Below are 8,977 nucleotides of genomic sequence, written 5' to 3' on the forward strand. Positions count from 1 at the left end.
ACATTGCGGTTCGTGTCACACGCCGCGCGGCCTCGGATATCAGGAGCGCGGCTATGACGAATCATCGCAAGCGTTCCTTTCGGGCGGCCTCAACGACAACTGGTTCGCGTCGAACCTGCGTGCGGACCCCGGTTCGGGTCTTGCACGCATCACAGCGGAAGACCTCGCGGCCTTCATGAAGACCGGTCACGGCGCGGGCATCGCGGCGTATGGCAGCATGGTTGAAACGATCGAGGACAGCCTGCAGTACCTGACCGATGACGACCTGCGTGCCATCGCGGTGTATTTGAAGACGTTGCCTGCGACCGGCGCCGCCGACGGTGTCTTCGATCCAGCACTCGCGCAACCTGGGCGGCTGAAAACGCGGGCGCCGGACGTTCCGCCCGCACAGGGCGCCGCGGTCTACGCGGGCTTTTGCGCGCAGTGCCATCGCCATGACGGCAAGGGCGTGCCGCAAGTGTTTCCGGCACTGGCTGGCAATCCCTCTGTCATCGGCGAAGACACGACGTCCCTCATACGGCTGCTGGTCGAAGGCGGCAACGGTCCGGCGACCATTCACGGGCCGCCGCGCCAGGCAATGCCGTCGTTTGCTGAACGCCTCACGGATGTGCAGATTGCGCAAGTGCTGACCTACGTGCGCGCCTCCTGGGGCAACGACGCGCGCCCGATCACCACGAACGACGTGGCGTCGCTGCGCAGCACGCTGCACAAGTAGGCTAAAGAACAGGTTGAAGGCCGGGGACCAACTGCATGCGTTCGGCATGCCCATCGGCGGCGCAAGGAGAAACAGCGCGAACCAGATGATCTTGTTCTCCTTTCTTTACGGCGGCGCGCGGCATCGAGCCGCCGTGCACCGGCTTGCCTTCGACCTTGCTTCTTGTAGATGCGCTTGCGCGAATGATTGTCTTGGCGAGTGGGCAGCGTCCGAAGCCGTGGAATGCTATCTCGACTTACTGCTGACACGACCATGCCGGTCAAGACCGTGATCACTCCGCCTCGGGCGGGTCGTTTGCCGAATGGTGCGGATCGTTCGCAGCCTGCGCAAACTTGACGGTCGTTGCAATGGCCAGAAAAAGCGGCGACCGGCATACGGGACAAAAATTGCTGGCAGACGCATCATCATTGGAGAAGAAAGACCCGCCGCACGTGACGCAGTATTGAACAAGTCCCATGGGCCCTAAACCGCTCTGAAATCGATGACAAGCGACCTGGAGCGAGCCGCGATGGAAACCAGCCTGATATTGTTGCAGCGAAGAACTTAAGAAACGCTTAAGCGAAAAGAAGCCCGCATATAGCGGGCTTAAGAACTTCCGAGGTCAAACACGCCGTGCGACCGGCGCGAGTGCAAGTTTGAACAAATTTTGATGGTGCCGGGGAGTACGAATAGCTTGCCTATCAAGCCGTACTCCGTCGAATCAACACGCCCGAGAGACGCCAGATTTGCTCCATTCTTGTTCAGTTTTGTAAATTCGAACGGAGGCGCACATGAACATCGACGACGAGAAGCAGGTCCTGGCCAAGGCGGACCGTGACATTGAGCAGGCTCGGTCGCGAATTGCCCGACAAAGCGAAATCGTGGAAGAGCTGCGCCGGGATGGACACAATACTGAAACGGCCGTTGACTTGCTGGCGACGCTCCAAGGCACGCTCAAAGCCATGATCGAGCATCGACAACTCATCGTCGAACATATCGCGCGACTCGAGCGCGACGGCTCATAACATGGCAGCCCGCACTGCCGGCCGAAGGTTTGATGATCGGCATGCCCGACTCGGGCGGCTTCGCAGTTTCCGGCTTCAGGCGACAGGTTCCAGCGCAACCTTGATCCAGCCCGGTTGCCGCTTGTCGAATGCCTTATAGGCATCGATGACGTTCATCAGCCGCTCGCGCGTGGTCAGCACGTGCAACGGGTCGAAGGAGCCGTTGCGCACACGCTCGATCAATCCTGGCGTAACTGCGCGATGGTTACAGTTTCCCATCTTGAGCGTCAGGTTCTTGTTCATCGCCACCCCGATCGGGAAGAAGCGGTCGCCGGGCGGATAGACGCCGATGATGCCGAGCGTGCCCGCCTTCGCCAACGCGCCGATGCTCCAGTCGAGAGCCTGCGTGGGTGCATCGCCGGGCACCCAGTTGCCGTTCGCCACGTTGCGCTCGGGCGTGACGATCCGGCTTTCGGATTCGCCTCGCTCCACGCTGTCTTGCGTGGCTGCGGGACCTTGCTGCGCATGTTGTGAATCGACGCCCACTGCATCGATCGCGCGATCCACGCCAACGCCGCCCGTCAACGCGAGAATGGCCTCGACCGGATCTTCCTCAACGAAGTTGACTGCTTCCGCGCCTTGCGCGCGCGCCATCTCAAGCCGATCCGCGAGCCGGTCGACGGCGATCACGCGACCTGCTCCAAGCATGAACGCACTGGCTATCGCGAACTGACCCACCGGACCCGCGCCAAACACCGCCACGGTATCGCCGCGTCCGACTTCGGCAAGTTGCGCACCGAAGAAACCAGTCGGGAAGATATCGGAGATCAGGATCGCACGTTCGTCGTCGACGTTTTCCGGCAGTCTGATCAGGCTTGCATGGGCAAGCGGCGTGCGCGCATATTGCGCTTGCAGGCCATTGACCGGACCCGTCGACTGCGGTCCGCCGAAGAATGTGGTGCCGGCTGCCGCGCCGTTGGGATTCGCCTCGTCGCATTGCGCGGTGTAGCCCTTGCGGCAATACGAACAATGGCCGCACGAGATCGTTGACGGAATCAGCACGCGGTCGCCACGTTTGAAGTTGCGCACGCCCTTGCCGATCTCTTCAATCACACCCACGCCTTCATGACCGAGAATGGTCCCGGGCTTCATCCCAGGCAACGTTCCACGCACCATGTGCAGGTCCGTTCCGCACACGGCGCTCGCTGTGATCCGGACGATGGCGTCCTGGTCGTGCTGAATGGACGGATCGGCGACATTGTCGAGCGAGATGTTGCCGACAGCGCGAAAAACGACCGCTTTCATGGTTGGCTCCTTGTCTGGATTGGAGAAAGCAACGCTATGCGTGCTTTCGTCGGCACGCCCGGAATCGCGCCGACTATTTGAAGATTCGGTAGCCTGCTGCGATGCCCGGATGAATGGGTAATCGCGTGCATCGCAGTTGCCCTTCGCCAATCCGCCCGCAACGCGCGGGCCCGGGTGTAAACCGGTCAGACGAGGACCGCGCGGTTCCAGGCACACCGTGAAAAAACGGACACTGTGCTCACTCGGGCGGGCGCTCGTTCGGCGCGGATTCGCGCGGTAATGTCACAGTAAAGCGGGTCACGTGCGACGACGTCACGGTAATCGCGCCGCCGTGTGCCGTTGCAATCTCCCGCGCGATGTAGAGTCCCAGACCCAGACCGGCGCCTGCCCGGCGGGGCGTCGGCGAAGACGCCCGTCGCTTGAGCGGATCGAACAGCGTACGAAGGTCCTCACTGGGAATCGGGTTGCCCTCGTTGGTCACGGACAGCGTTACCGTGCCCTCCAGACCGGTGGCTTCGAGCACAATGTCGCCCCCTTCCCTGCCATGATCAATGGCATTCTCAAGCAGGTTGACGAGCATTTCCTCGACTCGGGCGGCGTCCCATACACCCGCAAGGTTGCCGTGAAAATGCGGCTGCAGGGTCTGCGCCGGGTGCAAGGCGCCGATCTCGGCGAGGGCGTGCTCACAGACTTGATCGAGACGCACCGGCCCAAGCTTGATGGGCAGCATGCCCCCGAGACGGATTCTCGTGAAATCGACGAGATCGCCGACGATCATCTGCGCCCTCTGGCTGCTGCGGTGAATGTTCGCTGCGGCTCGCAGTGGCTTCTCGGACAGATCTTCCACGCGCATCAGATACTGGGCGGAATTGGAGATGGCGCCCAGCGGCGTTCGCAGATCGTGTGCAAGGATGCCCACGAACACATCCCGCATGCGCTGCAGCGAGTTCGAATAGCACGCGACGGATTCAGTCAGCGCCTGATCGACTGCTTCGTTGAAACGTACGAGCTGATGCGTGTTTTCCTCGGTCTCGTCGAGCGATGCGTCGAACCAGTGGCGAACCACGCTCGCGCGCAACGCGCGATATTCCGCGACCATGTCGCTGAGCGACAGGCCAAGCTTGAGACGCTGTTCTGCGTGGGCACGCGCAGCACTGCTGACGCCGGGCGAATGGTGTGGCCTGTCGCCGATACCTTTCGCATCGCGGTCGACTTCCGTTTGCGGCCGTCGCATGTCGGCGACGATCTGCTTGACCAGACGCACGGCCGAGTCTTCCAGTTCGCCGGGCTGCGGATGCGGTTCGGCGACGCCCAGCCGGCCGGCCTGCGCCGCCCAGTCAGTCAGCACCCATTCAAGATGCGACTCGATGAAATCGGCAAGATCCATGCTGTCCCCGATGGTGTCCTTGACGGACGTGGGCGTCCCGGCGAGGAGCGAAGCGAGATAACAGTGACTGAAGCGCCGAAACCTTCTTCCAAGTAGGCCACAGTTCGACGACCAGAAAAAGGCGACAGACGCACTTCTCCGTGTACGTATCCGTTGCCATCCGCAAGCTGCCGGTCATGTAATAGCACGCTCTGGACTTCTCATGCGACGGACACTGGATGCGTGACGAGGAACATTGGCACACCGACTGCTGTGAGTCACCTGCGGCTGAAACTGATCTTGTTGTCGATCACCGGAGGACATCCATGACTACGCAGAATGCAGGTGGCGGTTCGAACAGTGTCTTCATCGAACTGCAGAAGGCCTTGAAGAGTATCGACTACCCGGCGAACCGGCAGACCATCATCGAGACGGCTCGTAAACACAGTGCCGGCGACGACGTCATGTCTGCGCTCGAAAAGCTGCCTGACCAGGACTTCCAGACGCCCGCAGAAGTATCCAAGGCAGTAGGCGCCGAGGGCTAGGCCTTCCACTCGCGGACGTGCAAAACGGCGAAATCACGTTGACGACATGCAGAGAATGAACGCTCCATCATCCATCCCTCCTCGTCCGGCGCCGCGGCGCAGTCTTTCTGTGCCCGGCTGGCTGTCGGTCGTGTTTCTGGCGCTCGCGGGACTCTATCTCGTCATCGTCGGCAGCTGGCTTGTCATGATCGGCGGAACGCCTTACTACGCGTTGACCGGCATCGTGCTGCTGATGGTGGCGTGGTGTTTCTGGCGCGCCCAAGTCCTGGCGCTCTGGCTGTATGCGCTGCTGCTGCTCTGTACGCTCGGCTGGGCAGTAGCGGAAGCCGGCTTCGATTTCTGGGCGCTGGCGCCACGGCTCGACGTGCTGGTTGTCGCGGGCATCTGGCTGCTGTTGCCGTTCGTTCGTCGATCCATACTTGAACCCACGCGGGCGGCTGCGTTCGCGCTTGCCGCCACGCTCGTACTGTCCGGGGTCGCGCTGGGCTACGCCAGCTTCAACGATCCGCAACAGATTGACGGGAGCTTGAGCCGCGCGGAAGAGAAGCCCGTCAACGCTACCGGAACGCGAGCCGGAATCAACCAGAAGCCGGGCGATTGGCTCGCCTACGGCAATACGCAGGGCGGCACGCGTTACTCACCGCTGGCGCAGATCAACGACAGGAACGTTGCGAATCTCAGGGAAGCATGGCGCTTTCGCACCGGCGACATGAAAGGTCCGGACGATCCCGTCGAAATCACTGACGAGGTCACGCCGATCGCCGTTGACGGCACGCTCTACTTCTGCACGCCGCACCAGAATGCCATTGCGATAGACGGCGCAACGGGCCGTGAGAAATGGCGCTTCAATCCAGGACTCAAGCCTGATCCCAGTTTCCAGCACGTCACCTGCCGTGGCGTGTCCTGGCATGAGACACCGGAGAGTTCGGCCGCCCGTCGAAGCGGCACGCCCGTAACAGGGAACACGTGCGCCCGCCGTGTCGTGTTGCCGGTGAACGATGGCCGCCTCTTTGAACTCGATGCCGATACCGGCAAGCCATGCCCCGGATTCGCGGACAACGGGGTGCTCGACCTCCAGCACCTTCAGCCGGTCAAGACACCGGGTCAATATGAGCCGACGTCGCCGCCCGTCGTGACCGCGAAAGTGATCGTCGTTGCGGGGGCCGTGACCGATAACTTCGGCACGCGCGAACCGTCCGGCGTCATTCGCGGATTCGATGTCGAAACAGGCAAGCTTCTGTGGGCATTCGATCCCGGCGCGCGCGACCCCAACGCCATTCCCGACGATCAGCACAGTTTCACGCAGAACTCGCCGAATTCCTGGGCGCCCGCCGCCTACGATCCGCAACTCGATCTGGTCTATCTGCCTATGGGCGTGTCCACGCCGGACATCTGGGGCGGCCATCGCACGCCGGACCAGGAACGTTACGCGAGCGGCTTGCTTGCGCTCAATGCAACCACCGGCAAACTCGCCTGGTTCTATCAGACCGTCCACCACGATCTCTGGGACATGGACCTTCCGGCGCAGCCGACCATCGCCGATATCCAGGACCGGGACGGCAATACCGTGCCTGCCATCTACGCACCAGCCAAGACAGGCAACATCTTCGTGCTCGATCGCCGCACCGGCAGGCCGATCGTGCCGGCACCCGAGCAGCCGGTGCCGCAGGGCCCGGCGAAGGGAGATCGTCTGTCGCCTACGCAGCCGTTCTCGCAACTCACCTTCCGCCCACAGAAGAACCTGACCGGGGCTGACATGTGGGGCGCAACGATGTTCGACCAGTTAGTATGCCGCGTGATGTTTCACCGGCTGCGCTATGAAGGACCGTTCACGCCGCCGTCGGAACGGGGCACGCTGGTCTTCCCCGGCAATCTGGGCATGTTCGAATGGGGCGGGCTTGCCGTCGATACCGATCGTCGACTTGCCATTGCCAATCCCATTGCGTTGCCCTTCGTTTCGCAACTCGTACCGCGCGGCCCCGGGAATCCAGTCGAGCCGCCCCAGGCGGGGCAGGCAGGCACCGGCACGGAGGTCGGCATCCAGCCGCAGTATGGCGTGCCGTACGGTGTCGAACTGAATCCGTTCCTGTCGCCCCTGAACCTGCCCTGCAAGCAACCTGCATGGGGCTATGTCGCCGCGCTCGATCTCGACACGAACAAGGTTATATGGAAGAAGCGCATCGGCACGACGCGCGACGCGTCACCGATTCCGATCCCCTTCCGGATGGGCATGCCGATGCTTGGCGGACCCGTCACGACCGCAGGCCATGTCTTCTTCATCGCGGCAACCGCCGACAATTACCTGCGCGCCTACGGTACCGACAACGGCGCCGAGCTGTGGCAAGCCAGGCTTCCGGCGGGTGGCCAGGCGACGCCCATGACCTATGAAGCCAATGGAAAACAATATGTGCTGATTGCGGCGGGAGGGCATGGCTCCTTCAGGACGACGCTCGGTGATTACGTCATCGCCTATGCATTGCCCTGAGCCCGTCGCAGGCGCACCCGTCCTGACGCTGCGTCCGCTTAGATCTCGGGGTTTGCGATATCGCCGGTCACGATACTCTCGCCCTTGGCCTGAGCGGCCTGGATAGCCTCGTTCACTGTCTTGAACGGCCCGATCTGTTCCGCTCCGTCAAACGGAAAGAGCAGTCTGCTATCCGTCTTCCGCACGACTTTCAACGTTCCCATATAACCCGCAGTCTGACTGCCGCGGTAAGACGCGTAAATTGCGAAGTCATCCGGCGTGGTACCTGGATGAGGCGTTGCCGGCTTCGCGAAGAGCACGAGTTTCGGCCGTTTGCCAAAGTTCTGACGCATGGTGAGGATGGATAGTGATCAGGATTCGATTCTGACCTTAAGCACCCATACGCGGCGTGTACGTAATAGTCGGATTACGTTCGTCATGAACGAAAAAGTTATGGTCGGATCCGCACATACATGGCGATATGCAGTTGATAGCTCTTCAAAGCATTCGCCCTGCGCAGATTGTCGAGAAGCCGCGCATTCCCCGCTTTATCAGGTTATCAGCATCAGCCCGACGCTTCATGCGACGGTTCCGTACGCATTCAAACAATTCTTCGACGTTCATACTTGGATCCCGTGCATTATTACGAGTGAGGACTTCATGAGCGCAGGGAACGGCGTCGACAGTGCTGCGGTCATTGTCCGGCCAGATTCATGCGGAGGGTGGCAGGTCGAGTTTCCTGGTACCGCCGGGGTCTCGCTTGCACAGGCGAGAACAAAAGACGAAGCGATCTATCTCGCCAGATGTGTCATGCCCAACGCCGCTATCTTGCTGCAAAGTACTTCCAGTTAGATCCCTTCGGACAGATGCTGCTCAAAGTAGTCGACGAGCGCCGTGATCATCGCCGGACGGGATCATGCGGACAGCGTCATGAAAAATCGACGAGTTTCGCGCCGTCTTCGAGCACGCCTCTCGCAGCCTGCCGCAATAGCGCGATCAGCTCATCGCGATCAAAATCCGCCTCCCGATTCCTAGGCCACACCGCGAAGTAGTCGAAGAATATGGCCGGCCCAAAACGCCGGAACACCAGCCGGTCGCGCCGGGCGACGTCCATTCCGAACACGTCGGTGAGCGTCACACCGACGCCCTCCTCGGCCATCCGGATCGCCGCCGCCATCAGCGGCGCCTGCATCATTTCATTGGGCCGCGCGTTCTCGACGAGGAACATTCGGTCGATGCTCGCCTGCGCGCTCTCGACTCGCGAGAGACTGACGCATCGACGCCATCCAGATCGCTCTCGCTAATCAGCGGCCAGTGCGCGAGCGGATGGTCCTTCGGCACCGCACAGTAGATCGGGCTGCGCATCAGCGCAGCAGTCTCGAGCCCGTGACTCGGCTGCCCCGACCGCGACGCCGATCTCCAGCCGCCACGTCGCCAGGACGTTCAGCAGATTCGGCGTGTCATAGGTGTAGATCAGAATCGACCGCCCGGTGCGGCGCTGCGTAAGTCAGTATGACTTTCCGTGGGTAGAGGGGCTGGCCTGGCGTGGGGCATCAACGCGGGTTAGCATCGCTGCCAGAGCCGCATGGGTGGGCAAAG

8 protein-coding genes and 1 pseudogene are annotated in these 8,977 nt (G+C 61.6%); 5 read left to right on the forward strand and 4 right to left on the reverse strand.

The window, feature by feature from the left end; all coding sequences use genetic code 11:
• Together QCE88_RS41615 and QCE88_RS41620 are read left to right on the forward strand one after the other, a co-directional pair.
• Nucleotides 1-715, forward strand: a 715-nt coding sequence (locus QCE88_RS41615) for a c-type cytochrome (RefSeq protein ID WP_309911867.1), incomplete at its 5' end; no start/stop codon positions are given.
• A 770-nt stretch (nt 716-1,485) separates the two neighbouring features.
• A complete protein-coding gene (locus tag QCE88_RS41620) occupies nt 1,486-1,719 on the forward strand; it encodes a hypothetical protein (protein WP_309911868.1) in 234 nt (77 codons plus the stop codon).
• Nucleotides 1,720-1,794: 75 nt separating this feature from the next.
• Here the strand turns inward: QCE88_RS41620 and QCE88_RS41625 are convergent, their stop codons facing one another.
• The gene (locus tag QCE88_RS41625; protein ID WP_309911870.1) at nt 1,795-3,003 is read right to left on the reverse strand and encodes a zinc-dependent alcohol dehydrogenase; all 1,209 of its coding nucleotides are present in this window, start codon (nt 3,001-3,003) and stop codon (nt 1,795-1,797) included.
• A gap of 238 nt (nt 3,004-3,241) precedes the next feature.
• Nucleotides 3,242-4,267 carry a HAMP domain-containing sensor histidine kinase gene (locus QCE88_RS41630; protein ID WP_309911872.1) on the reverse strand — a complete coding sequence of 342 codons (1,026 nt, stop codon included), beginning with the start codon at nt 4,265-4,267 and terminating at the stop codon, nt 3,242-3,244.
• Between the two features lie 428 nt (nt 4,268-4,695).
• On the opposite strand from QCE88_RS41630, the gene QCE88_RS41635 reads away from it, so the two are divergent.
• The gene (locus tag QCE88_RS41635) at nt 4,696-4,914 is read left to right on the forward strand and encodes a DUF2795 domain-containing protein (protein WP_309911873.1); all 219 of its coding nucleotides are present in this window, start codon (nt 4,696-4,698) and stop codon (nt 4,912-4,914) included.
• A 55-nt stretch (nt 4,915-4,969) separates the two neighbouring features.
• A complete protein-coding gene (locus QCE88_RS41640) occupies nt 4,970-7,399 on the forward strand; it encodes a membrane-bound PQQ-dependent dehydrogenase, glucose/quinate/shikimate family (RefSeq protein WP_309911874.1) in 2,430 nt (809 codons plus the stop codon).
• A 38-nt stretch (nt 7,400-7,437) separates the two neighbouring features.
• On the opposite strand, the gene QCE88_RS41645 is transcribed toward QCE88_RS41640, so the two are convergent.
• Complete coding sequence (locus QCE88_RS41645) at nt 7,438-7,731, reverse strand: DUF6723 family protein (RefSeq protein ID WP_309911875.1); 294 nt, start codon at nt 7,729-7,731, stop codon at nt 7,438-7,440.
• A gap of 85 nt (nt 7,732-7,816) precedes the next feature.
• On the opposite strand from QCE88_RS41645, the gene QCE88_RS41650 reads away from it, so the two are divergent.
• Entirely contained in the window at nt 7,817-8,230 is a 414-nt protein-coding gene (locus QCE88_RS41650; RefSeq protein ID WP_309911877.1) for a hypothetical protein, read from the forward strand.
• Between the two features lie 76 nt (nt 8,231-8,306).
• On the opposite strand, the pseudogene QCE88_RS41655 reads toward QCE88_RS41650, so the two are convergent.
• Nucleotides 8,307-8,645, reverse strand: a pseudogene (locus QCE88_RS41655) (LysR substrate-binding domain-containing protein); the annotation flags it as partial.
• Nucleotides 8,646-8,977: the final 332 nt, after the last annotated feature.

Source organism: Caballeronia sp. LZ035, from assembly GCF_031451175.1.
Taxonomy (GTDB): Bacteria; Pseudomonadota; Gammaproteobacteria; order Burkholderiales; family Burkholderiaceae; genus Caballeronia.

Excerpts from the sequence above, each read along its gene's own strand:
- QCE88_RS41635 (WP_309911873.1), top strand. The coding sequence starts at position 4,696 with ATGACTACGCAGAATGCAGGTGGCGGTTCGAACAGTGTCTTCATCGAA.
- QCE88_RS41645 (WP_309911875.1), bottom strand. The coding sequence starts at position 7,731 with ATGCGTCAGAACTTTGGCAAACGGCCGAAACTCGTGCTCTTCGCGAAG.
- QCE88_RS41625 (WP_309911870.1), bottom strand. The coding sequence starts at position 3,003 with ATGAAAGCGGTCGTTTTTCGCGCTGTCGGCAACATCTCGCTCGACAAT.
- QCE88_RS41650 (WP_309911877.1), top strand. The coding sequence starts at position 7,817 with ATGAACGAAAAAGTTATGGTCGGATCCGCACATACATGGCGATATGCA.
- QCE88_RS41620 (WP_309911868.1), top strand. The coding sequence starts at position 1,486 with ATGAACATCGACGACGAGAAGCAGGTCCTGGCCAAGGCGGACCGTGAC.
- QCE88_RS41640 (WP_309911874.1), top strand. The coding sequence starts at position 4,970 with ATGAACGCTCCATCATCCATCCCTCCTCGTCCGGCGCCGCGGCGCAGT.